This is a genomic window from Massilia sp. H6 (assembly GCF_024802625.1).
Taxonomy (GTDB): domain Bacteria; phylum Pseudomonadota; class Gammaproteobacteria; order Burkholderiales; family Burkholderiaceae_D; genus Telluria.
Window position 1 is genome coordinate 2846804 of record NZ_CP103371.1, and the last position, 23098, is coordinate 2869901.

Below are 23098 nucleotides of genomic sequence, written 5' to 3' on the forward strand. Positions count from 1 at the left end.
GCCTCAAAAGTTATCCTTAGCGTAAGCTTGCTCGATGGATAACATGACGCATTCGCTGGTCGGCCTGGCCTTGGGAGAACTGGTGGACCGTGCGCTGCCGGCGCCTGTCGAGCCGGCCCATGCCAAGCTGCGGCGCCGTGTCCTGCTCGCCACCGGCCTGCTGGCCAGTAACTTCCCCGACCTCGATCTGGTCCTGACGCCGCTGCTGGCTGCGCCGCTGGGCTACCTGATTCACCACCGCGGCCATACCCATACCCTGCTGTATGCGCTGCCGCAGGTAGCGCTGCTGCTGGTGTTGGCCTGGCTGCTGTGGCCCGGGGCGCGCCGGCTGATGCGCTCGGACCAGCTCGCGCGCCGCGCGGTACTCGGAACCGCCCTGCTCGGGATGCTGCTGCACCTGTTGTTCGACGCCCTGAACGCCTATGGCCTCCATCCCTTCTATCCCTTCGATGCGCGCTGGCTTTATGGCGACGTGGTGTTCATCGTCGAGCCGGTGTTCTGGACCGCGCTCGGGGTGGGACTGGCGCTGTGCGCCCGCACCCGCCTGGCCGGCCGCCTGGTGCTGGGGTTTTTCTGTGCCATGCCGCCCCTGCTCGCCGGGCTCGGGCTGTTGCAATGGGGTTCGCTGGCAGCGCTGGCGCTGATCGCGTTGCTGGTCGCCGCCGCCAGCCTGCGCGCCGGTGCGCGCGCCGGCCTGTTCGCGGCAATCGCCGTGTGCGTCGGCTTTGTCGGCATCCAGACCGTCGCCGGGCAACTGGCGCACAGCCAGGCCAGCGCCGCGCTCGCCCAGGTGGCTCCGGGCAGCCGCGTGCTCGACATTCCACTGTCCCCCTTTCCCGCCAATCCGCTGTGCTGGTCGTTCATTACCATCAGCGAAGGACCGGACGATGGCAGCTATGACATCCGGGTCGGGGTGCTGAGCCTGGCGCCGGGCATCGCACCGGTGGCGCATTGTCCGGCGCGTTTCGGCGGAGAGCCGGCTGCGCGCTCGCCGAGGCTCGCCTGGAAGTCCGACGAAACCGGCAGCCTGGCCGCCCTGCGCCGCCTGCAGCGCAGCAATTGCCATCTCGATGCCTGGCTGCGCTTTGCGCGGGCGCCGTCTCTGCTTGGCGGCAACGCGACCGACTTGCGCTTCAGCCCACCGGGCCAGCCGAATTTCTCGACCCTGCCCTATGCCGAACGGGCCGGCCAGCCCTGCCCCGCCCCCGTGGCGCAGTGGGGCTATCCGCGCGCCGACCTGCTGGCGCCAGCGCCAGCCATCGAATGACTGTGCTTGACGCGCACCGGAGTGAACCGCCCGCCGCCAAGTTGCGAAAAGCGCTATCTTGGTGGATACGCCAGCACCGGCAACGACCACGTTCGCTGCCCACCAACTAAAGAGGAATACCAATGCCCGACTTCGATCCCAACAGGCGACAATTGCTCAAGGCCTCGACGGCTGCCGTGGGTGGCGCCGCCGCCTCCGGCTTCGCGCCGCAAGCGGTGGCCGCCGCCGCCGCCCAGCCGACCGCGTCGACCACGCCCGCCACCATGAGCATCCTGTTGCGGGTCAACGGTACCGAGCACCAGCTGATGGTCGATCCGCGCATCACCTTGCTCGACGCCCTGCGCGAGCGCCTGCACCTGACCGGGTCCAAGAAGGGCTGCGACCAGGGCCAGTGTGGCGCCTGCACGGTGCTGATCGACGGCCGCCGCACCACATCTTGCCTGACGCTGGCGGTGATGCAGGAAGGCCACGACATCACGACCATCGAGGGCCTGGGCACGCCCACCAGCCTGCATCCGCTGCAGGCAGCCTTTATCAAGCACGACGGGTTCCAGTGCGGCTTTTGCACCCCCGGCCAGATCTGTTCGGCCGTCGGCATGCTGGCCGAGGTGAAGGCCGGGATGCCGAGCCACGTCACGGCCGACCTGAACGCCGCCATCGAGCCCGGCGACATGGAATTTCGCGAGCGCATGAGCGGCAACCTGTGCCGCTGCGGTGCGTATTCGAATATCCAAGAAGCAATTGCCGAAGTAGCCGGCATGCCTGGACAGGCACCTTCTGCAACGCCGGGAGCCAAGCAATGAAAGCCTTTACCTACGAACGCGCGGGCACACCGGCTGAGGCCGCGGCCGCGGCGGCCCGCATCCCCGGTTCGCGCTTCATTGCGGGCGGCACCAATTTACTCGACCTGATGAAGCTCCAGATCGAAACCCCGAGCCACCTGATCGACGTAAACGACCTCGCGCTCGACCGCGTCGAGCCCATCGCGGGCGGCGGTTTGCGCATTGGCGCGCTGGTACGCAATTCCGACCTGGCCAATGACCCCACGGTGAAGCGCGACTATGGCGTGCTCGCGCGCGCCCTGCTGGCCGGCGCCTCGGGCCAGCTGCGCAACCAGGCCACCACCGGCGGCAACCTGCTGCAGCGCACCCGCTGCCCGTATTTCTACGATACCAACCAGCCCTGCAACAAGCGACAGCCGGACAGCGGCTGCAGCGCGCTGCCCGGTTTCAGCCGGCTGCATGCCATCGTCGGCCACAGCGACGCCTGCATCGCCACCCACCCGAGCGACATGGCGGTGGCCATGCGCGTGCTCGATGCCCAGGTCGAAACCATCAAGCCGGACGGCAGCAGCCGCATCATCCCGATCGCCGACTTCCACCGCCTGCCCGGCAAGACGCCGCACCTCGACCACAACCTGCAGCCCGGCGAACTGATCACCGCGGTGACGCTGCCAGCTCCCGCCGGCGGCCTTCAGGTGTACCGCAAGGTGCGCGACCGCGCCTCGTATGCCTTCGCGCTGGTGTCGGTGGCCGCGATCGTCCAGCCGGACGGTAGCGGCCGGGTTGCGCTGGGGGGCGTCGCCCACAAGCCATGGCGCGTGGAAGCGGCCGAAGCGGCGTTCTCCAGCGGGCCCCAGGCCTTCGCCGGCGCGCTGCTGCAAGGCGCCCGTACCACGCATGACAACGCGTACAAGCTGCCGCTCGTGGAACGCACGCTAGCCGCGATCATTGCTCAAGCAAAAGCCTAGTTACAGGGACTGCCATGAAATTCAACGAACCCGCCAGCACCAACCCGATCGACCAGCTCAAGGTCGTGGGCCAGCCTATCGACCGCATCGACGGTCCGTACAAGACCACCGGCACCGCGCCCTATGCGATGGACCGCCATGACGTGGTGCCGAACCAGGCCCACGGCTATATTCTTGGTGCCAGCATCGCCACCGGCCGCATCGTCTCGATGGACCTGGCCGCGGCCAAGGCCGCCCCGGGCGTGCTGGCCATCGTCACCGCCGAGAATGCTGGCAAGCTCCACAAGGGCAAATACAACACCGCGATGCTGCTGGCCGGCCCGCGCGTCGAGCACTACCATCAGGCCGTTGCGCTGGTGGTGGCCGACACCTACGAACAGGCGCGCGCCGCCGCCCACCTGGTGCGCGTGCGCTACGAACGCGACCCGGGCGTGTTCGACCTGCACGCGGTCAAGAACAAGGCCGCCGCCCCCAAGGGCGCGACAGCAGAGACCCGGGTCGGCGACTTCACCGGCGCCTTTGCGTCGAGCCCGGTGCGGCTCGATGCCGAGTACACCACCGCGCACGAGTCGCATTCGATGATGGAGCCGCATGCCAGCATCGCCGCCTGGGACGGCGACCGCCTGACCCTGTGGACCTCGAACCAGATGATTGACTGGAATACCTCCGACCTGGCCAAGACGCTTGGCATTCCGAAGTCCAAGGTGCGCGTGATGTCGCCTTTCATCGGCGGCGGCTTTGGCTCCAAGCTGTTCACGCGCGCCGATTCCGTCATGGCCGCGCTGGGCGCCAGGGCCGTGGGCCGTCCCGTCAAGGTGATGCTGCAGCGGGCGCTGATCCCGAATAACACCACCCACCGTTCGGCCACCATCCAGCGCCTGCGGATCGGCGCCACGCGCGAGGGCAAGATCGTCGCGATCGGCCACGACGCGGTTTCGGGCAACCTCAAGGACGGTGGCCCCGAGAGCGCGGCGACCCAGACCCGTACGCTGTATGCGGGTGCACACCGCATGACTTCCAACCGGGTGGCGACGATGGACCTGCCGGAAGCGAACGCGATGCGCGCACCGGGCGAGGCGCCCGGCATGGCAGCACTCGAGATCGCCATGGACGAGATGGCGGAAAAACTCGGCATCGACCCGGTACAGTTTCGCGTCCTGAACGACACCCAGGTGGTGCCGGACAATCCCGAAAATCCCGCGGGCGCCGACCCGCATGGCAAGAAGGACAAGCAAAAGAGCAGCCACGATCCGCATCCACCGTTCTCTAAACGCCAGTTCATCCAATGCCTGCAGACCGGCGCCGAGCGCTTTGGCTGGAACCTGCGCAAGGCCCCTGGCCAGCGCCGCGAAGGCCGCTGGCTGGTCGGCATGGGCATGGCTGCTGCCTTGCGCGATAACGTGCTCATGAAGTCGGCGGCGCGCGTGCGCCTGGACCGGCGCGGCAACCTGACGGTGGAAACCGACATGACCGATATCGGTACCGGCAGCTATACCATCATCGCGCAGACCGCCAGCGAAATGATGGGCATCCCGATGGCCAGGGTCAAGGTGCGCCTGGGCGATTCGAGCTTTCCGGTGTCGTGCGGTTCGGGCGGCCAGTGGGGCGGCAACAACTCGACCGCCGGCGTCTATGCGGCCTGCATGAAGCTGCGCGACGCCATCGCCGTCAAGGCTGGCATGGACCCGGCGCGCGCCATCTTCGCCGATGGCCTGGTGCGTGCCGGCGAGCGCAGCCTGCCGCTGGGCGAAGCGGTCGGCGAACGCGAACTGGTGGCCGAGGACTTCATCGAATACGGCGACATCGACAAGCGCTTCCAGCAGGCGACCTTCGGCGCCCACTTCGTCGAGGTGGCGGTGGACGCGGCGACCTGCGAAGTGCGGATCCGCCGCATGCTGGCGGTGTGCGCGGCCGGACGCATCCTGAACCCGAAGACCGCGCGCAGCCAGGTGATCGGCGCCATGACCATGGGCGCCGGTGCCGCCTTGATGGAAGAACTGGCGGTCGACAAGCGGCTCGGCTTCTTCGTCAACCACGACCTGGCTGGCTACGAGGTACCCTCGCACGCGGACATTCCGCACCAGGAAGTGATCTTCCTGGACGAGACCGACCCGATGTCCTCGCCGATGAAAGCCAAGGGGATCGCGGAGCTGGGCATTTGCGGGGTCGCCGCGGCCATCGCCAACGCGGTCTACAACGCCACCGGCGTGCGGGTACGCGAGTATCCGATCACGCTCGACAAGCTGATCACCAAGATGCCGCTGTCAGTGTAATGCCCTGCGGCCGGCGCCCTGCCGGCCGCATTCAGAATTGCATGCCCGGGGGGAAACCATTGTTTCTCGCGTTACGGTTTGGAACAATTTTGAATCGTGCATACGCCGCGCTGGGCTTAGCATCGCTGCATGAACTTCTGCTTTCCTACCCCTCAAGGCGACAAATGCCTCGTCAAGCTCCGGGCCACCGGGCGTTACGGTTTTTCCTTGCCTAAAACGGTCGAAATCACCGCGCCCGATGGTGTGGTCTCGAGCTATCTGCACCACAGCCGCCAGGTGGGACTCAAGGCTGAACTGACCAACCGCACCCTGGTCAGGATCGCGGTCGCCCAGTTCCTGCGAGGCGCACGCGGCGACGCCGTCGAGATCGACGATGGCGTGGCGCCGTTCGAGGGAACGCTGGAGCAGATCCGGCCGTTCGCACCGCCCGCGCCTGCGCCACGGGTGCGCCCGGCGCGTGTCCTGCCAAGAACGCCTGCCGCGGGAGCCGGCGCCGCTGGCTCTGCCTCTGCCAAGGAAGCGGCGTAAGGCGCAGCGAGCTCTGGGTGCGCAAGCAGCCTGCCACGCCTACCACGCTGAGGCCGTAACCGCATCGCGAAAGTCAATCTCGTTTCAAGCGTTGTGCTTTTCGTTGTTGTTTTTACACCTTCGTTCAATTGATGGTGTATTTTTGCTATGGATTTTGGAGCAGAATCAAGCTACTGCGCGCACAACCGCGGTAGAGCTGCCGCCGCCCTCTCGTGGCCATCCCTGCTTGCCGCGCAGCGAAGACACCCCCAACGGCCGGGGTCGCGGCCGGTTACCGCAAGGAGGACGCGATGCCTGCTCCGTTCAAGCGACTCACCCTGGCGCAGTTCGGCAAACTGCTTAGCCGCTACTGTTTTACCCGCAAGATCAATGCGCTCCACATGCACCATACCTGGCGCCCCAGCCATCGCCAGTTCAATGGCCACGATTCGATCGTCGGCATGTGGACTGAGCATACCCAGACCAGGCAATGGTCGGACATCGCCCAGCACATCACGATCGACCCGGAGGGTTTGATCTGGCTGGGCCGCAATTGGAATGCCGCGCCGGTGAGTGCGACCGGCCAGAACGGTGACAGCCACGCCGGCCCTTTCATGCTCGCGATGATCGGCGACTTCGACCAGGGATGCGATCACTTCGGCGGCGAGCAGCGCAAGACGGTCGTGAGCGTGATCGCGCAGGTCCAGCGCCGTTTCGGCCTGGCACCGGGCAGCCTGATGTTCCACAGCATGATGTCCAACGAGAGCTGTCCTGGGAGCAGCATCGACTACGACGCCATCCTGCGAGAGGTAGAACGGCTGCACGAGCATCCGACGCAACCGGACCCGCGCAGCCGCAGCAACACGTTTTCCGACGACGCGATTGACGACCCGGACGTCCGCGCCATCGACGAGGCGATGGAAGACCTGGCCAGGATCCCGGCAACGGCGCGCGATCCTGCCGATGCCGAGGCCTGTTCGCATGCGCATGATGCCGGCGAGCGCGCCGGCGCTGCCGCGTCGTCCGGCGGCGCTGCACGCGCGGCCGGCCCGACGGCGGCCCAGCTGGCGGCCCTGCGGCCGCACCTGGTCAACCTGACCATGGGGGAATTCTCCGCCGAGGGCCGTTACACGACCTCGGCCGGTGACGTCGATGCGATCTTCGAGGAGCATCTCGAGCGCGCGCTGACCCGGGCGCAGGCACTGGGCATGCCCTTGCGGATCGTGATCCAGGCCCATGGCGGCATGGTGAACGAAGCCGCCGGACTGGCAATCGCCCAGAAAAGCGTGGCCTGGTGGATGGCGAATAACGTCTATCCAATCTATTTCGTCTGGGAGTCGGGGGTCTTTGAAACCATAGGCCAGTTGTTGCGGCGGGTGCGCGACGGTATCTCTCGCGAGATGCCGCGCGATGTATTCGACTACTTGTCCGACCCCCTGATCGAAAATGCCGTCCGTCGCCTGGGGGGGCCGCGCATCTGGGGCGGCATGAAGCTCAGTGCGCAACTGGCTTCGGCGTCCGACATCGTCGGCGGAGACGGCAAGGGCAGCGCCCAGGGTGGCGCTTATTATGTCGCCCAGAAACTCAAGCAACTGCGCAGCCGACATCACGGCAAGATCGAGCTGCACGCGCTTGGCCACAGTGCTGGCGCCATCTTCCACGCGTATTTCATTGCGCGCGTCCTGCAGCTCGGCGCCGGCCCGTTCCGCTCCGTGCACCTGATGGCGCCCGCCATTCGCACCGACCTGTTCAAGGCAACGCTGGCCAGGCTCATCGGCCCCGAGACGCCCGGCATCGAGCAACTGGCGATGTACACCATGCGCAAGGATTACGAGACCGACGACAACTGTGCCGGGGTATACCGCAAATCGCTGCTCTACCTGATCCACCACGCGCTCGAGCCGCAGCGCACGACCCCGATCCTGGGGCTCGAGGAAAGCATCCGCGCCGACCGTGAACTGGTCAAGCTGTTCGGCCTGAACGGCAAACCGGCCAGCGCCGAAGTGGTCTGGTCCCGCAGCGCGGTGGAACAGGGGCGCAGTGCATCGCAGTCGACCACGCACGGCGGCTTCGACGACGATGCGCCGACCATGGGCAGCATCGCGCGCCGCATTCTGGGCCGCTCGGACGCCGACCGCATCGTCGAGTACAGGAGCGGCGCAGACGATGGCCGCAGCCTTGACCCCTGGAGCGTGGAGATCGCACTGTCGCCCGACATCCGTTTGCGCCCTGCGCCGCCGCAGTACGGGGCGCAGATGGTCCCGCCTGACTACAGCAGCGGCGCCGGTCACGGACGGCGACGCGCGCTCTGCGTTGGCATCAACCGCTATCCGACCAATCCGCTGACCGGGTGCCTGGCCGATGTCGAGAGCTGGACACGTACCCTCCACCGCCTTGGCTTCGACGACATCGCCACCTTGCTCAACGAGCATGCGACCCATGATGCGATCTTGCGCAGTCTGACTGAACTGGTGCAATCCGGCCGGCCGGGCGACGTCCTCGTGTTCCAGTATGCTGGCCATGGCACCACGGTCGACGATCTCGACGGCGATGAAGCTGGCGGCGACACGCCGCGCCAGGACGAGGCGATCTGTCCGGTAGACTACGAGACTGGCGCCCTGGTCCTCGACGACGAAGTCGGCCGGGTATTCGACTTGCTGCCCGCCGGGGTCAACCTGACCTGCTTCATGGACTGCTGCCACTCGGGGACGATCTCGCGCTTCGGGGTCGGCAAGACCCCCAACAACACCGGGCGCGGCATCGACGAACGCGCGCGCTTCATTGTCGCCGGCCACGAGCTCGAGAACGCACACCGGCGCTACCGGGCGACGCAACCGGCGCCGCGAACCGTTGCGCGCGGCCCTTCGCTGATGCGCGAGGTCATGTTCTCGGCCTGCCTGTCGAGCGAAAAGGCTTGGGAAAGCCGTGGCCAGGGAGAATTTACCTTGCGCGCCACACGGGTGCTCTCTGGCCTGGCCGGCACGCCGGGCAGCGTCAGCAACGCCGACTTCGCCCGGCTGGTCACCCACGAGTTCGGGCCGTCCCCACGCCAGCAACCCAGCCTCTACAGCAGCGAGCAGGCGCAGGGCCTAGGCTTGCTGGCCCCGTTGCAAGACTGGGCGGTCATGGGACCAAACAAGGGGTCGCGCAGCGGCGAGGTCCAGCACCTGCTGCAAGGCATGCAGCAACTGCTGCAGCAATTCGGCCCTCACTGAGGTGCGGCCATGATCCGCGGACACGGTGACCTAGCGAGTGACGCGCTGGATCGGCGCTACCGCGTCGCCGCGTCGGTAACCCGCCCGACCCCGGGGCCGTATGCGCGTGCGGCCGACGACCCGCTGTACCGGCCACTGAACGTTTTGACCACCGATCCGAGCGCCTCGCGCCTGGATGGCAAGGTCGCGTGCATCGAGGTGCCCTACGAGCCGCTGGCGCCCGGCCCGGTGGGCCAGTTGTTCAAGGTCGACGAGCACGATTACGGCCAGGGGGTGAGCTACCAGAAAGCCGATCTCGACGACGTGAAAACCTTGCTCAAAGGTGGCTATGACCCGTCGGCGGCCGACCCGCGCTTTCACCAGCAGATGGTGTACGCCGTCTGCAGCAGCGTGTACGCGAGCTTTCGCAACGCGCTCGGACGTCATCTGTCGTGGGGATTCACGCCGCGCCGCGACGACCATGCGCTGCACCTGCGTCCGTTCGGCTTCCAGGGACCGAACGCTTATTACGATAAATGGGAAGGCTGTATCAGCTTCGGCTACGCACCGATGCCCGGTACTACCGGGGCGGTGCGCGCGCTGCCAGGCGAGACGGTCTTTACCTGTTTGTCGCACGATGTCGTCGCGCACGAGGTAACGCATGCCTTGCTCGACGGCCTGCGCTGGAATTTCAGTATCCCTACCGGGCCGGACGTAGCGGGCTTTCATGAAGGCTTCGCCGACCTGGTCGCGATCTTCCAGCGCATGAGCTGCAAGGAAGTCGTCAATGTCGCCATTCGCCGTTCGCGCGGCATGCTCGACGACACCCGGCGGCTGACCGGGCTGGCCCAGCAGCTTGGCATGGTCAACGGCAAGCCCTACCTGCGCGACGCGCTGGCCGAGGACAGCGAGCAGCTGTACGATCCGCAGGCCGAGTCCCACGAGATCGGCAGCATACTGGCCGGTGCGGTATGCGAAGCCTATCTGACGGTTTTCCGGCGCAAGACGGCGCGCTATCTGCGCCTGGCCAGTCATGGTTCGGGCATCATCCCGCCGGGGGAACTGGCCTACGACCTGGCCGATATCCTGTCGGGGGCGGCTAGCCGCCTGGCCAGCCAGTTCCTGGCCCTGGTGATTCGCGCGGTCGACTATTGCCCGCCGGTCGACATCCACCTGGGCGAATTTCTGCGCGCCCTGGTCACCGCCGACCACGACCTGGTGCCGGACGATCCCTGGGCCTACCGGGAAGCGCTGATCGATGCGTTCATGAAGCGTCGCATCTTTCCTGAACACGTCAGCTCGCTGTCCGAACATGCGCTGTTGTGGCGCGGGCCGCGGCGCCAGCTACCCGCGATCACGGAACTCGATTTTGCCCATCTGCGCTTCAATGGCGATCCCGCCCACCCGGCCGGCGCGCAAGAACTGCAACGGCAGGCCTGCGTGCTGGGCGAATTCGCTACCCGCCCGGAGCACCTGCGCGAGTTCGGGCTGGCTACCGATGGCGACCCTGAACTCGAAGGGGCCACGGCACAATTGCCGCAGGTGGCGTCGATCCGCGCCTCGCGCCGCATCGGGCCCGACCGCCAGATCGTGTTCGACCTGGTGGCGGAAATCACCCAGCGCTGCATGGTCCCGGCACGGGCAGGCCGCCCCGCCTATCCGGTATTCGGGGGCTCCACCGTGATCCTGGGACCGGATGGCGCGATCCGCTATATCGTCTCGAAAAGCGCAGCCGGCAGCGACCGGCTGGCACGGCGGCTCGCCTTCATGGCCTCGCCAACTGGTGGCAAGTACTGGCGCGTGATCCACAACCGCTATGCAATGGAGAAGTCGATGTTCCAGGTGCTGCATCGCAATGGGGAGTACAGGTCAGGAACCGGGTCGACCGGGTAGCGATGGACCAGGTACTGAGCGAGATCTGCACTGCGATTCGCATCTGCGATGACAGTCCGATCCGCGCGGGAATCGACCGTGAAGACGAGCGTGTCCATGTGTCGCAGATCGATTCCATCATGCGCCGCACCTATCGATGGGCCTTCTTTCCGCAAATGCTGGTGCTGCTGATCGCCAGCGTCATGTCCGGCTACCTGCCGCAGCGCACGGCACCGGTCTCGCAAACGGATACCCGCAAACGCGTACCGATGCTGCAACCAAAAAAGGGCAACGAATCTTTCATCGCGGTATCGGACGTTCGGCAAGAAACCGTTGCGCTAGGATGAACTCCCCTACACATGAGGAGTACTGCGATGAGCGGATCGGAAAAAGCCAATATCGAGGCGTGTATCGCCGCTTGTGAAGACGCACTGCGCGCCTGCCAGGCCTGCGCGGCGGCCGACATACGCGAGGGCATGAACGACTGCGCGTTGATCAATCTCGACTGTGCGGACATTTGTGCGGCGACCCTGAACGTGCTGGCACGCGGCTCGGGCCACCATGGCGACTTTTGCGCGCTGTGCGCCCATATCTGCCGCGCCTGCGCGGCCCAATGCGCGCAACACGCGGCGCAGCACCAGCATTGCGCGCAGTGCCAGGCCGCCTGCGAGCGCTGCGCTGCCGAATGCGACAAGCACGCGAAAGAACGGCATATCTGATTTGGCTTGCCCGGTTTTTCCTGGAGCCGGGCGCACGGAAAAAAACGGGCCCGACTGGGCCCGTTGCAGGGAATCTGGAGGCGAGGACAGGAATCGAACCTGTCTCTCCGGCTTTGCAGGCCGTCGCATAACCTCTTTGCTACCTCGCCAAGACCAATCATGCGCCTGTCAGGGCCGCAGCTCGTGTGCCACATCAAGCTCAACACAATTGCAGAAACGGTAAGCAGGTGTTAGCTCACGAGCGGGTGCCTCGCCTCACGCCTGGTTTAGCAGGGCATTGCTGATCGATAACTCATGCATGCTGGTCCGGCGGTAGCGTACCGTGCATCTTGTCGATGAGTTCCCAGGTTGTGCTGGCTTCGTGGGCAACGAGCTTCTGGATGGCATAGCCAACGTGTACGATCACGAAGTCGCCTGGCGCAACAGTTCCAGGCGACATGATGAACAGGCTGACCGCACGGTGCACACCGCCCGATCAGCGATGCAGATGCCGTGACATGCAAGCCAGGAGCTTGCAGCAGAAATTTATTTGCGGAATGGAAGGCTGCTGTGCCAGATCGCCGCCGATGCAGCTCCGACGCTGAGTCGGAGCCAGTGCTCGATGCACCAACCCGATACGGAGACGATCTGGTGATTTCTGGAGGCGAGGACGGGAGTCGAACCCGTCTAGACGGCTTTGCAGGCCGCTGCATAACCGCTTTGCTACCTCGCCGGAGGTAATCTTGAAAGAATCGACACGGCCGGTTATCTGCCGTAACGATCGGGAAGGGAGACTTCCCTGAATCTGGAGCGGGAGAAGAGTCTCGAACTCTCGACCTCAACCTTGGCAAGGTTGCGCTCTACCAACTGAGCTACTCCCGCTAAGGAGACCAACATATTTCGTAACACTCTTTGGAGCGGGAGAAGAGGCTCGAACTCTCGACCTCAACCTTGGCAAGGTTGCGCTCTACCAACTGAGCTACTCCCGCAATGGAGTCTTACTATTACTGCTTTTTACTACGACTGCTTCGAGCTTTTGCACCAGCTTATTCACATAAACTGGAGCGGGAGAAGAGGCTCGAACTCTCGACCTCAACCTTGGCAAGGTTGCGCTCTACCAACTGAGCTACTCCCGCGTACAGAACATCGATTATCGCAGAACTTTGACATTTTTTCAAGATCACCGTGAATCGTGCAACTTGAAAACTGGAGCGGGAGAAGAGGCTCGAACTCTCGACCTCAACCTTGGCAAGGTTGCGCTCTACCAACTGAGCTACTCCCGCTTTGTCTCTATCCTGCTGCGATGTTGTCGCAACAGGCAGGCATTATAGAGATTCTATTCCATACGTCAAGGATGACGCCGTACATTTCTGAAATCGCATTGCTAGGCGCTTCCCGCCTTCTCCTTGATGAGCGGCCAGGCGCGGCGCAGGTAGTACAACATCGACCAGACCGTCAGCACGCCGGCCAGCCACAGGAAGTATTCGCCCCAGTAATGGGTGTCGATACCAAACAGCACGTCATGGAACAGCAGCATCGGGATCGCGGTCATCTGGGCGGCGGTCTTGATCTTGCCGATCGAGCTGACCGCCACCGACTTGGTGGCGCCGAGCTGGGCCATCCACTCGCGCAAGGCAGAGATCGTGATTTCGCGGCCGATGATGATGAAAGCGATGATCGCATTGACCCGGTCGAGCTGTACCAGCACCAGCAAGGCGCCCGCCACCATCAGCTTGTCCGCTACCGGGTCGAGAAAGGCGCCGAAGGCCGAGGTCTGGTTCCAGCGGCGTGCCAGGAAGCCGTCGAACCAGTCGGTAATGGCGGCAACGGCGAACACCAGGGTTGCCGCCAGGTTGCGGTCGGCCAGCGGCAGCCAGGGGGTAGGCAGGTAGAAAACGCCAACAACGAGGGGAATCAGTGCTACGCGTAACCAGGTCAGGAGAATCGGGATGTTGAAAGGCATAGGGGAGGCACTGATTACGGGAATGAAAGTGGGCGCCGCTAGTCTACATCGGTATTGCCGATTGGACTAGGTTACTCATCTGTGCGCGCGGCAGCGGGCAGGCGTCCGAAACTGAAAAGGGCGCCGCTCCCCTGCCCAATTCAATGCAGCTGCCGATAGATTTCTTCTGCCAGGGTGCTGGAAATACCCTCCACCGACATCAGATCCTCGACGCTGGCGTCGACCACGCCGCGCAGGCCGCCAAAGCGGGCCAGCAGGCGCTGGCGGCGCTTGGCGCCGATGCCTTCGATCTCTTCCAGCCGCGAGGCCTGGCGCGCCTTGGCGCGCTTGGCGCGCATGCCGGTGATGGCAAAGCGGTGCGCCTCGTCGCGGATCATGGCAACGAGCATCAGCGCCGCCGATTCCTTGCCCAGTTCTTGCGGCGCGCGGCTGTCGGCGAAGATCAGGGTCTCCAGGCCGACGCGGCGCGCCTCGCCTTTCGCCACGCCGACGATCATGCCGATGTCCAGCCCGAGTTCGACGAACACCTGGCGCGCCATCTCGACCTGGCCCTTGCCACCGTCGACCAGCACGATGTCGGGCATCACGCCGTCGCCATTGGCGACTTTTTCGTAGCGGCGCGTGAGCACCTGGCGCATTGCGGCGTAATCGTCGCCAGGCGTGATGCCGTTGATATTGAAACGGCGGTATTCGCCGTTCTGCATCTGGTGGTGATGGAACACCACGCACGAGGCCTGGGTCGCTTCGCCACCAGTGTGACTGATGTCGAAGCATTCGATACGCAGGGTATCCAGGTCTTCGCTGTCCAGGTGCAGCACGTCGGCCAGGGCGCGCGTGCGCGCTTGCTGCGAGCCCTGCTCGGACAACAGCCGTGCCAGCGCCAGCTCGGCGCCCTTGCAGGCCATCTCGAGCCACTGGCGGCGCTGGCCCTGCGGCTGGAAGATCAGGTTGATGCGGTGGCCGCATTGTTCGGACAGCGCCATGATCAGTTCGGGCTGGTCGAATTCGATATTCAGGATCAGGGTGCCGGGGATGAACTGGCCCGAATAATGCTGGGCCAGGAAAGCGCACAGCACCTCGACGTCGAGCGGGCATTCTCCCAAGGGGCCGCCCAATGCGTCACCCACGTGCGCCGGAAAATAGGCGCGGTCGCCCAGGTGGCGCCCACCGCGCACCATCGCCAGGTTGACACAGGCGCGCCCGCCCTGCACCACCACCGCAATGACGTCGACGTCGGCGTCGCCCACCGTCTCCATGCTCTGCGCGTGCAGTACCTTGGACAGGGCCTGGATCTGGTTGCGGACGGCGGCGGCCTGCTCGAATTTCAAGGCCATCGCATGGGCCAGCATCTTCTGCTCGAGGTCGGCCAGCACTTCGCTCTGGCGCCCGCGCAGGAAGCGCGCGGCGTTCTCGACGTCGAGCAGGTATTGCTCCGGCGCGACCAGGTCGACGCAGGGTGCGCTACAGCGGCCGATCTGGTGCAGCAGGCAGGGACGCGTGCGGTTGGCATAGACACTGTCTTCGCAGGTGCGCAGCATGAAGACCTTCTGCAGCAACTGCATCGATTCCTTGGCCGCCCAGGCCGAAGGAAACGGGCCGAAATACTGGTGGCGCTTGTCCAGCGTGCCGCGGTAATACGACATGCGCGGCGCGTCGCCGCTCGAGATCTTGATATACGGGTAGCTCTTGTCGTCGCGGAACAAGATGTTGTAGCGCGGCTTGAGCGACTTGATCAGGTTGTTTTCCAGGATCAGCGCTTCGGCCTCGCTGCTGGTCACGGTTGTTTCCAGGTTGGCGATCTGCCCCACCATCATGGCGATGCGCGCGCTCGACTGGGTCTTCTGGAAATAGCTCGAGACGCGCTTCTTGAGATTGCGCGCCTTGCCGACGTAGAGCACGTTCTGATTGGCGTCGAGATACCGGTACACGCCCGGCAGGTCGGGCAGCTTGGCCACCGTCTCGAGCACCCGCTCGCGCGCGCCCGCGCTGGGCCGCACCGGCTCGCCCGCGTCCTTGGCCAGGGTCGCCGTCAGTTCTTCCTTGACAGCCTGCCAGCTGTCCGGCCGGGCGCGCGCCGCCGGCGCCTTCGGTGAATCAGGCGCCCGGCTCCTGGGCGCACGGACGCGGGCCGGCCTGGACGGCGCGGCCGGCATGGCCGCGCCTGATGCAGCGACATACGCCGCCGGCGCTTGCGCCACCTGGTGCACCGGCTGGGTCTCGAGCTCTGCATCCGGCTTGCTGGTCGGCGCCGGTTGGTCCGGCGCTGCTGCTTTAACGTCCTGGGTCACGTGCCTTGGCCTCGCGCTCTATTCGGTGAGGGCCTGCGTCACGATCACGAACGCGACGCCGTAGTCGGCTTCGTCGCTGATCGTCACCTGGGCGCTGAGCCGGTAATCCTGCATGAACTGCTCGAGCGCGCCGCTGCAGACGATCACGGGCTTGCCGCTGGGCGCGTTGAGCATCTGGGCCGAGCGCCAGGTCATGGGCATGCGCATGCCCAGTCCAATCGCCTTGGAAAACGCTTCCTTGGCCGAAAACCGGGTCGCCAGGAAGCGCAGGCCGCGCGTGGCGTTCTTGGCGCTGCGCGCATGATATTTTTCCAGTTCTTCGGGGCCGAGCACCTTCTCGGCGAAGCGCGGCCCGCTGCGGGCCAGGGCAGCTTCGACCCGCGAGATCTGGACGATATCGGTGCCGATCCCGTAGATGATCATGGCTGCGCTCAGCGTCCGTAGGCCACGCCGAGGCGCGCGGCGACCATGATCGCCTTCATCTCGCGCACCGCGTTTTCCCAGCCCGCGAACAGCGCATGGGCGACGATCGCATGGCCGATGTTGAGCTCGTGGATATCGGCGAGCGCCGCGATCGGCTGCACATTGGTGTAGTGCAGGCCGTGGCCAGCGTTCACGCGCAGTCCGCGCGCGGCGCCCGCATGCACGCCGCGCGCGATGCGGTCGATCTCGCGCAGGGCCGCGTCGCCCTCGGCCTCGGCATAGCGGCCGGTATGCAGCTCGATCACGGTGGCGCCGGCCGCCGCCGCCGCCTCGATCTGGGCTTCGTCCGCGTCGATGAACAGCGACACCCGGATGCCTTCTTCTTTGAGCTGGCGGGTGGCGGCTTGCACTTCCTTGAAATAACGGATCACGTCCAGCCCGCCCTCGGTGGTGACTTCCTCGCGCCGCTCCGGCACCAGGCAGACGTCCTGCGGCTTGACCAGGCAGGCGAAGTCGATCATCTCGCGCGTCACCGCCGCTTCGAGGTTCATGCGGGTGTTGAGCAAGGGGCGCAGCGCCAGCACATCGGCATCGCGGATGTGGCGGCGGTCTTCGCGCAAGTGCAGCGTGATCAGGTCGGCCCCGGCCTGCTCGGCCAGCAGGGCCGCGCGCAGCGGGTCCGGATACACGGTGCCGCGGGCATTGCGCACGGTGGCGATGTGATCGATGTTGACGCCCAGGTCGATAACCGGGCCAGCAGGTTGCAGGAAGCTCATGTTCGGGTTTTCGTTAATTCATAACTGCATCAGGTCGATCAGGATCTGGCGCGTATTGAGCGGCGCACCGTTCAAGTGGTGCGCCAACAAGAAACGCATCAGCTGCTTGCTTTGCGCCTGCGTGGCCGGGTCGCTGTAATCTTCGCGCTCCATGTCGAGCAGGGTCTTGCCTGCCACTACCGGCCAGACCTCGCCGGCGTGCGCGGCGCGCGCCCCCCGCTCGGGGTCCACCACATAGTCGCCCGCATGCAGCACCGGCGCGCGGGTGGTGGTGCAGCGCCCCAGGTCGGCGGCCACGCCTGTTTCCTTAAGTAAGGCCCGTTCGAATTTTCGCAAGACGATCGGCACCGGCTCTCCATGCGCCAGCTGGTTCAGGGTCGATACATAGTGATCGAACAAGGCCGGGTGGCGGTCGTCGCGGGCCAGCAGCTTGACCAGCAATTCGTTCAGGTAGAAGCCGCACAGGAGCGGCGTTTTTTCCAGCGGTAGCATGCCGCCGACCCATTCTGCGTCGATCAGGGTGCGCAATTCGAGCTTGCCGCTGAACGACACCGACAGCGGCTGGAAGGTCTGCAGCACGCCGCGCAGCTTCGACAGCGGCCGCTTGGCGCCCTTGGCGACCATGCCTACGCGGCCATAGTCGCGCGTGAACATGTCCACGATCAGGCTGGTTTCCTTGTAGGGATAGCTGTGCAGGACAAAACCTGGCTGGCCGGTCACACGGGTCTCGCGCAGCGGCGCACGGCTGCGCCTGGCCAAAGCCGGGGCGGCCGGCTGCTCGGCCGCTTCGGAAGCCGGCATGTCGAAAGGCGTATCGTGGCTGGGCATGCGTGGGGATCGGTCCTCCGGCGCCTGGTGCTCTTACTCGTAGCCGTAGGCGCGCAGGCCCGCTTCGTTATCGGCCCAGCCGGATTTCACCTTGACCCAGATCTCGAGGTACACGGGGCCGCCAAACAGCTTTTCCATGTCCAGGCGCGACTGCGAAGAAATTTCTTTCAGGCGGGCACCTTTGTTACCAATAATCATGGATTTGTGCGTATCGCGTTCGACCAGGATCGCGCAGAAGATACGACGCAGGTTACCTTCTTGCAAGAATTGCTCGACGATCACCGTGCTGGTGTACGGCAATTCGTCGCCCAGCAGGCGGAACACTTTCTCGCGCACGATCTCGGTGGCGAGGAATTTCTCGCTGCGGTCGGTAATGTCGTCCGGACCGAAAACCGGGGCATTTTCTGGCAAGTGGCGCTTGATCTCGTTTTCCAGCGCGTCGACCTGGAAGCGCATCTTGGCCGATACCGGCACGATCGCCGCGAACTCGCGCAATGCCGAGACTTTCTGGGCGAAAGGCATCAGCACGGCCTTGTCCTTGATGCGGTCCGACTTGTTGATGACCAGGACCACCGGCACATCGGTCGGCAGCAGCTCGAGTACCTGCTGGTCGGCCGGCCCGAAAGTGCCGGCCTCGACCAGAAACAGGATCACGTCCGACGACGTCAGCGTGTTCGACACGGTCTTGTTCAGCGTCTTGTTGAGCGCGTTCGCATGGCGGGTCTGGAAGCCGGGCGTGTCGACATAGATGAACTGGGCGTCGGCGCGGGTCTGAATGCCGGTGATGCGGTGGCGCGTGGTCTGGGCCTTGCGCGAAGTGATCGACACCTTGGCGCCGATCAGCACGTTCATCAGCGTCGATTTGCCGACGTTGGGGCGGCCGACGATGGCAATATAGCCGCAGCGAAAATGGTCGGGAGCATCGCCAGGTGCGAGGCTGTTACCGGGTGCGATGCTGTCGGCAGGCATGCTGTCGTCGTTGGTGCTGTCTTGATCGTGGCTATCGGTGTTCATGCTGACGTTGTTCCTGGTTGTTCCGGCGGCGCAGGGGCGTCCGTCTGGATGGTGGCGATGCCCGCCAGCTTGAGCTGGGCGGCGCGCGGCTTGGCCTTGCGGGCAGAGGGCGACCTGGCCAGGGCAGCCTGCGCGCCCTCGAGCGCCAGGCGGGCGGCGGCCTGCTCGCCGGCCCGGCGGCTGCCACCGCGCCCGAACACCTGCACGTTGAGCTTCGGCACCAGGCATTCGACCTCGAATTCCTGGCTGTGGGCGGCGCCATGGGTCGCTATCACGTTATAAGTCGGCAAGGCGATGCGCTTGGCTTGCAGGAATTCCTGCAGCAGGGTCTTGGCATCCTTGCCCAGCGTGCTCGGATCGACCGTGTCGAGCAAGGGGATATAGAAAGCGCGGATCGCCTCGCGCGCAGCCTCGAAGCCGCTGTCGAGGAAGATCGCGCCCAGCAGTGCTTCGAGCGTATCGGCCAGGATCGACGGACGGCGAAAGCCTCCCGACTTGAGTTCGCCCTCGCCCAGGCGCAAGAATTGCGACAGGTCGAGTTTCTGGGCGATCTCGAACAGCGACTGCTGCTTGACCAGGTTGGCGCGCAGGCGCGACAGGTCGCCTTCGTCCAGCCCTTGGTAGCGTTCGTACAGGATCGAGGCCACCACGCAGTTCAGGATCGAATCGCCCAGGAATTCCAGGCGCTCGTTATGCAGCGCGCTATGGCTACGGTGGGTCAGGGCTTGCTGGAGCAGGCCCGCGTCCCGGAACGTATACCCCAAGCGTGTTTGCAATAACTGAAGATTCATGGTGCTGTCGTGTGTTGGTCCGGCATCGTTAGCCGTCCTGGCTGCAGGTTGCTTTATGGGGAGCCGGCGTCAACGGCGCCCGGATCGGTGGAGCCGGCGAAATCGATGAGCAGGCTGACATTACCCACCAGCGGCACCCGCTTTTCGTAGGCGAAGCTGACCTGCGGCTCGCCACCGTCGCGGGTGATGCTCAGGTCGCGGCCGCTGATCGCGGTCACGCTGTTGATCCCGGCGTTCTTGTCGAAGGCTACTTGCATTTCGCGCGTCGTGCCGCCGGCTTCCTTGGCACGCTCGATCGCATCCTTGACCGCGCTGTATTCGGTATACACCGGCACCAGCTTGAGCGCCAGCACCGCAGCCATGCCCAGCAGGGCCAGCACCAGGATCAGGCCGGTAAGCGAGACGCCGGCCTGGCGCACGGCGCCGCAGGGAAAGTCGGATTGCTTCTGGTGCATGCTGCCTCCTCTGTTACTGGATACTGCCAATCCGTTTCGGATTGCTGAAGTTCATCCAGACCACGATCGCCTTGCCAACAATGTTCTTGTCCGGCACGAAGCCCCAATAGCGGCTGTCGGCACTGTTGTCGCGGTTATCGCCCATCATGAAATAATTACCCTCAGGAACGATACAGGTAAACTTATCGTACGAATAGTCGCACGCTTCGCGCTGCGGGAAGTTTTCCACCGTGCCCAGGTCGAGCGTTGGCTTGCCGTCGGTGTTGAGGATCCGGTGCGGCGTGCCCGCCAGGCTTTCGGTGAACTGCTTGTGGTAGACCGGATGCTGGTCGTCCAGGTAGTCGTCCATCGGGCTATAGGCCACCGGCTTGCCGTTCACGCTCAGGCGCTTGTTTTCATACGTGATGGTATCACCTGGCACCCCAATGACGCGCTTGATGTAATCCTGGCTCATGTCCTTTGGGTACTTGAACACCATCACGTCACCGCGCTGCGGATCGGCCAGGTCGATCACCTTCTTGTTGATGATCGGCAGCCGGATACCATACGAGTACTTGCTCACAAGGATGAAGTCGCCTACCAGCAGGGTCGGCACCATCGACGAGGATGGGATCTTGAACGGCTCCCACAAGAACGAGCGCAACAGAAATACGAGCGCGATCACCGGGAAGAAACTGCCCGAGTATTCGATCCAGGTCGGCTGGCGCAGATGGGCGGCCTCGATCGCGGCGCGGTTGCCGTTGTTGTCGACCCGGATGCCTTCCGCGACCAGCTTGGCGGTGCGGGCATCGTATTCCGCCAGCGCCGCATCGGCCGCTCGCCGGCGCTGTTTCGACAGCACAAACACATCCAGGCACCAGATGATGCCCGTGATGACCGCCAGGACGAACAGGATCAGGGCAAAGTTGCCCAGGATGGGTTGCAGGTTCATTTATTTGTCTTCCACCTGGAGAATGGCCAGGAAGGCTTCTTGCGGAATCTCCACAGAACCGACCTGCTTCATGCGCTTCTTGCCGGCCTTTTGCTTTTCGAGCAGCTTCTTTTTCCGCGAGATATCGCCGCCATAGCACTTGGCCAGCACGTTCTTGCGCAGCGCCTTGACGTTCTCGCGCGAGATGATGGTCGCGCCGATCGCGGCCTGGATCGCCACGTCGAACATCTGGCGCGGGATCAGTTCGCGCATCTTGGCGGCCACCTGGCGACCGCGGTAAGGTGCGTTGGCACGGTGCACGATGATGGCCAGCGCGTCGACCCGCTCGCTGTTGATCAGCATGTCGACCTTGACCACGTCGGCTGCGCGGTATTCCTTGAACTCGTAGTCCATCGACGCATAGCCGCGCGAAGTCGACTTCAGGCGATCGAAGAAGTCCAGCACGATTTCGGCCATCGGGATCTCGTAGTGCAGCTTGACCTGGCGCCCGTGGTAGGCCATGTCCATCTGCACGCCGCGCTTGCCGTTACACAGCGTCATTACCGAGCCAACATACTCTTGCGGCATGTACAGGTTGACGTTGACGATCGGCTCGCGCACTTCGTTGATGCGGGACGGCTCCGGCATCTTCGAGGGATTGTCCACGCGCAGGATTGAACCATCGCGCATCTCGACCTCGTAGACCACGGTCGGCGCGGTGGTGATCAGGTCCATGTCGAACTCGCGCTCGAGGCGTTCCTGCACGATTTCCATGTGCAGCAGCCCCAGGAAACCGCAGCGGAAACCGAAGCCCAGCGCCTGCGACACTTCCGGCTCGTACATCAGGGCGGCATCGTTGAGCTTGAGCTTTTCGAGCGAGTCGCGCAGCGCGTCGTACTGGTTGGCTTCGACCGGGAACAGGCCGGCGAACACCTGCGGCTGGACTTCCTTGAAGCCCGGCAGCGGCTCGGATGCCGGCTTGGCCGCCAGCGTAACGGTATCGCCCACCTTGGCGGCGGTCAGTTCCTTGATGCCGGCGATGATGAAGCCCACCTGCCCGGCCGACAAGGTCTGCAGCGGTACCGAACGCGGGGTGAACACGCCGACGCTCTCGACCAGGTTCACGGAACCGGTCGCCATCAACAGGATCTTGTCTTTCGGGCGCAGCGTGCCGTTCACCACCCGCACCAGCATCACGACCCCGACATACGGGTCGTACCAGGAGTCGACGATCAGCGCCTGCAGCGGTGCGTCCTTGTCGCCCTTGGGCGGCGGCACCTTGGCGATCAGGGTTTCGAGTACGTCTTCCACGCCCAGGCCGGTCTTGGCCGAGCACACGGTAGCGTCGGATGCGTCGATACCGATGACGTCTTCGATTTCTTTCTTGGCGTTGTCCGGGTCGGCGTGCGGCAGGTCGATCTTGTTCAGGATCGGCACCACTTCCACACCCAGGTCGAGCGCGGTGTAGCAGTTGGCCACGGTCTGGGCTTCCACGCCCTGGCTGGCGTCGACCACCAGCAGCGCGCCCTCGCAGGCCGACAGCGAACGCGAGACTTCATAGCTGAAGTCGACGTGGCCGGGGGTGTCGATCAGGTTCAGGTTATAGACCTGGCCGTCGCGCGCCTTGTACTGCAGCGCCGCCGTCTGGGCCTTGATGGTGATGCCGCGCTCGCGCTCCAGGTCCATCGAATCGAGCACCTGTGCATCCATTTCGCGATCCGACAGCCCGCCGCACAGCTGGATGATACGGTCGGCCAGGGTCGATTTGCCGTGGTCGATGTGGGCGATGATGGAGAAATTACGTATGTTGTTCATTAACAAGCTCAAAACCAATAAGGGCGCGGATGGCGCGGCGAAACCGGCAAGATCTGGATCGGTCGCGGCGCAATACGGCGGGTCAAATGCGAAAAAGCGCTCCGTGGGGAGCATGCCGGTCCCCGGCCGAAGCGCTTCATCAAGCGGAAGAAACTGGTGTGCAATGGCAGACGCTTTTCCGACCCCGGTATTTTACCGGATTCCAGAGAGGAAAGCCCAGATTAGGGCTGCGAAGGTCGCAGAAATCCGGATTGCGGCGGCGCCAGCGCGGCAG

Annotated in this window: 20 protein-coding genes and 6 tRNA genes; 9 read left to right on the forward strand and 17 right to left on the reverse strand. The window is 64.5% G+C overall.

Features of this window, described 5'->3' with window-relative positions:
- Positions 1 to 43: 43 nt before the first annotated feature.
- The 9 genes from NRS07_RS12650 to NRS07_RS12690 all read left to right on the forward strand — a co-directional run bounded on the left by NRS07_RS12650 (position 44) and on the right by NRS07_RS12690 (position 11582).
- Positions 44 to 1267, forward strand: a complete 1224-nt coding sequence (locus tag NRS07_RS12650; RefSeq protein ID WP_259207427.1) for a metal-dependent hydrolase — start codon at positions 44 to 46, stop codon at positions 1265 to 1267.
- 122 nt (positions 1268 to 1389) lie between these two features.
- Positions 1390 to 2070: an aldehyde dehydrogenase iron-sulfur subunit PaoA gene (paoA, locus tag NRS07_RS12655; protein ID WP_259207429.1), complete on the forward strand. Its 681-nt coding sequence runs from the start codon at positions 1390 to 1392 to the stop codon at positions 2068 to 2070.
- Positions 2067 to 3017: a xanthine dehydrogenase family protein subunit M gene (locus NRS07_RS12660; RefSeq protein WP_259207431.1), complete on the forward strand. Its 951-nt coding sequence runs from the start codon at positions 2067 to 2069 to the stop codon at positions 3015 to 3017. Before paoA ends, NRS07_RS12660 begins: the two co-directional genes overlap by 4 nt.
- 14 nt (positions 3018 to 3031) lie before the next feature.
- Positions 3032 to 5290: a xanthine dehydrogenase family protein molybdopterin-binding subunit gene (locus NRS07_RS12665; protein WP_259207433.1), complete on the forward strand. Its 2259-nt coding sequence runs from the start codon at positions 3032 to 3034 to the stop codon at positions 5288 to 5290.
- 129 nt (positions 5291 to 5419) lie between these two features.
- Positions 5420 to 5818, forward strand: coding sequence for a hypothetical protein (locus NRS07_RS12670; protein WP_259207434.1), 399 nt, complete (start codon positions 5420 to 5422; stop codon positions 5816 to 5818).
- A gap of 290 nt (positions 5819 to 6108) precedes the next feature.
- Entirely contained in the window at positions 6109 to 9012 is a 2904-nt protein-coding gene (locus tag NRS07_RS12675; RefSeq protein WP_259207436.1) for a caspase family protein, read from the forward strand.
- Between the two features lie 9 nt (positions 9013 to 9021).
- On the forward strand, positions 9022 to 10884 hold the full coding sequence (locus NRS07_RS12680; RefSeq protein WP_259207438.1) for a hypothetical protein: 1863 nt from the start codon (positions 9022 to 9024) through the stop codon (positions 10882 to 10884).
- 2 nt (positions 10885 to 10886) lie between these two features.
- The gene (locus NRS07_RS12685) at positions 10887 to 11210 is read left to right on the forward strand and encodes a hypothetical protein (protein ID WP_259207439.1); all 324 of its coding nucleotides are present in this window, start codon (positions 10887 to 10889) and stop codon (positions 11208 to 11210) included.
- 27 nt (positions 11211 to 11237) lie between these two features.
- Entirely contained in the window at positions 11238 to 11582 is a 345-nt protein-coding gene (locus NRS07_RS12690; RefSeq protein WP_259207442.1) for a four-helix bundle copper-binding protein, read from the forward strand.
- A 75-nt stretch (positions 11583 to 11657) separates the two neighbouring features.
- Here the strand turns inward: NRS07_RS12690 and NRS07_RS12695 are convergent.
- The 17 genes from NRS07_RS12695 to lepA form a co-directional block, all read right to left on the reverse strand.
- A tRNA-Cys gene (locus tag NRS07_RS12695) sits at positions 11658 to 11731 on the reverse strand.
- Positions 11732 to 11874: 143 nt separating this feature from the next.
- On the reverse strand, positions 11875 to 12048 hold the full coding sequence (locus NRS07_RS12700) for a HypC/HybG/HupF family hydrogenase formation chaperone (protein ID WP_259207445.1): 174 nt from the start codon (positions 12046 to 12048) through the stop codon (positions 11875 to 11877).
- Between the two features lie 172 nt (positions 12049 to 12220).
- Positions 12221 to 12294: transfer RNA gene (locus tag NRS07_RS12705), tRNA-Cys, on the reverse strand.
- Positions 12295 to 12367: 73 nt separating this feature from the next.
- A tRNA-Gly gene (locus NRS07_RS12710) sits at positions 12368 to 12443 on the reverse strand.
- 31 nt (positions 12444 to 12474) lie between these two features.
- A tRNA-Gly gene (locus tag NRS07_RS12715) sits at positions 12475 to 12550 on the reverse strand.
- 71 nt (positions 12551 to 12621) lie between these two features.
- Positions 12622 to 12697: transfer RNA gene (locus NRS07_RS12720), tRNA-Gly, on the reverse strand.
- Positions 12698 to 12768: 71 nt separating this feature from the next.
- Positions 12769 to 12844: transfer RNA gene (locus NRS07_RS12725), tRNA-Gly, on the reverse strand.
- 101 nt (positions 12845 to 12945) lie between these two features.
- Positions 12946 to 13524, reverse strand: coding sequence for a CDP-diacylglycerol--glycerol-3-phosphate 3-phosphatidyltransferase (gene pgsA, locus NRS07_RS12730; RefSeq protein WP_259207447.1), 579 nt, complete (start codon positions 13522 to 13524; stop codon positions 12946 to 12948).
- A 140-nt stretch (positions 13525 to 13664) separates the two neighbouring features.
- Positions 13665 to 15677: an excinuclease ABC subunit UvrC gene (uvrC, locus tag NRS07_RS12735; protein ID WP_259213226.1), complete on the reverse strand. Its 2013-nt coding sequence runs from the start codon at positions 15675 to 15677 to the stop codon at positions 13665 to 13667.
- Between the two features lie 153 nt (positions 15678 to 15830).
- Positions 15831 to 16232 carry a holo-ACP synthase gene (acpS, locus tag NRS07_RS12740; RefSeq protein WP_259213229.1) on the reverse strand — a complete coding sequence of 134 codons (402 nt, stop codon included), beginning with the start codon at positions 16230 to 16232 and terminating at the stop codon, positions 15831 to 15833.
- 11 nt (positions 16233 to 16243) lie between these two features.
- Positions 16244 to 17011, reverse strand: a complete 768-nt coding sequence (locus NRS07_RS12745) for a pyridoxine 5'-phosphate synthase (RefSeq protein ID WP_259207449.1) — start codon at positions 17009 to 17011, stop codon at positions 16244 to 16246.
- An 18-nt stretch (positions 17012 to 17029) separates the two neighbouring features.
- Positions 17030 to 17839 (reverse strand): DNA repair protein RecO, encoded by an 810-nt coding sequence (gene recO, locus NRS07_RS12750; protein WP_373889828.1) that lies wholly within the window; start codon positions 17837 to 17839, stop codon positions 17030 to 17032.
- 33 nt (positions 17840 to 17872) lie between these two features.
- Positions 17873 to 18808 carry a GTPase Era gene (gene era, locus NRS07_RS12755; RefSeq protein ID WP_259213234.1) on the reverse strand — a complete coding sequence of 312 codons (936 nt, stop codon included), beginning with the start codon at positions 18806 to 18808 and terminating at the stop codon, positions 17873 to 17875.
- 41 nt (positions 18809 to 18849) lie between these two features.
- On the reverse strand, positions 18850 to 19644 hold the full coding sequence (gene rnc, locus NRS07_RS12760; RefSeq protein WP_259207451.1) for a ribonuclease III: 795 nt from the start codon (positions 19642 to 19644) through the stop codon (positions 18850 to 18852).
- 53 nt (positions 19645 to 19697) lie between these two features.
- On the reverse strand, positions 19698 to 20099 hold the full coding sequence (locus NRS07_RS12765) for a DUF4845 domain-containing protein (RefSeq protein ID WP_259207452.1): 402 nt from the start codon (positions 20097 to 20099) through the stop codon (positions 19698 to 19700).
- A 13-nt stretch (positions 20100 to 20112) separates the two neighbouring features.
- The gene (lepB, locus tag NRS07_RS12770; RefSeq protein ID WP_259207453.1) at positions 20113 to 21030 is read right to left on the reverse strand and encodes a signal peptidase I; all 918 of its coding nucleotides are present in this window, start codon (positions 21028 to 21030) and stop codon (positions 20113 to 20115) included.
- Complete coding sequence (gene lepA, locus NRS07_RS12775) at positions 21031 to 22824, reverse strand: translation elongation factor 4 (protein WP_259207454.1); 1794 nt, start codon at positions 22822 to 22824, stop codon at positions 21031 to 21033.
- Positions 22825 to 23098: the final 274 nt, after the last annotated feature.

Excerpts from the sequence above, each read along its gene's own strand:
- NRS07_RS12650 (WP_259207427.1), top strand. The coding sequence starts at position 44 with ATGACGCATTCGCTGGTCGGCCTGGCCTTGGGAGAACTGGTGGACCGT.
- paoA (WP_259207429.1), top strand. The coding sequence starts at position 1,390 with ATGCCCGACTTCGATCCCAACAGGCGACAATTGCTCAAGGCCTCGACG.
- NRS07_RS12660 (WP_259207431.1), top strand. The coding sequence starts at position 2,067 with ATGAAAGCCTTTACCTACGAACGCGCGGGCACACCGGCTGAGGCCGCG.
- NRS07_RS12665 (WP_259207433.1), top strand. The coding sequence starts at position 3,032 with ATGAAATTCAACGAACCCGCCAGCACCAACCCGATCGACCAGCTCAAG.
- NRS07_RS12670 (WP_259207434.1), top strand. The coding sequence starts at position 5,420 with ATGAACTTCTGCTTTCCTACCCCTCAAGGCGACAAATGCCTCGTCAAG.
- NRS07_RS12675 (WP_259207436.1), top strand. The coding sequence starts at position 6,109 with ATGCCTGCTCCGTTCAAGCGACTCACCCTGGCGCAGTTCGGCAAACTG.
- NRS07_RS12680 (WP_259207438.1), top strand. The coding sequence starts at position 9,022 with ATGATCCGCGGACACGGTGACCTAGCGAGTGACGCGCTGGATCGGCGC.
- NRS07_RS12685 (WP_259207439.1), top strand. The coding sequence starts at position 10,887 with ATGGACCAGGTACTGAGCGAGATCTGCACTGCGATTCGCATCTGCGAT.
- NRS07_RS12690 (WP_259207442.1), top strand. The coding sequence starts at position 11,238 with ATGAGCGGATCGGAAAAAGCCAATATCGAGGCGTGTATCGCCGCTTGT.
- pgsA (WP_259207447.1), bottom strand. The coding sequence starts at position 13,524 with ATGCCTTTCAACATCCCGATTCTCCTGACCTGGTTACGCGTAGCACTG.
- uvrC (WP_259213226.1), bottom strand. The coding sequence starts at position 15,677 with ATGCCGGCCGCGCCGTCCAGGCCGGCCCGCGTCCGTGCGCCCAGGAGC.
- NRS07_RS12745 (WP_259207449.1), bottom strand. The coding sequence starts at position 17,011 with ATGAGCTTCCTGCAACCTGCTGGCCCGGTTATCGACCTGGGCGTCAAC.
- recO (WP_373889828.1), bottom strand. The coding sequence starts at position 17,839 with ATGCCCAGCCACGATACGCCTTTCGACATGCCGGCTTCCGAAGCGGCC.
- era (WP_259213234.1), bottom strand. The coding sequence starts at position 18,808 with ATGCCTGCCGACAGCATCGCACCCGGTAACAGCCTCGCACCTGGCGAT.
- rnc (WP_259207451.1), bottom strand. The coding sequence starts at position 19,644 with ATGAATCTTCAGTTATTGCAAACACGCTTGGGGTATACGTTCCGGGAC.
- NRS07_RS12765 (WP_259207452.1), bottom strand. The coding sequence starts at position 20,099 with ATGCACCAGAAGCAATCCGACTTTCCCTGCGGCGCCGTGCGCCAGGCC.
- lepB (WP_259207453.1), bottom strand. The coding sequence starts at position 21,030 with ATGAACCTGCAACCCATCCTGGGCAACTTTGCCCTGATCCTGTTCGTC.
- lepA (WP_259207454.1), bottom strand. The coding sequence starts at position 22,824 with ATGAACAACATACGTAATTTCTCCATCATCGCCCACATCGACCACGGC.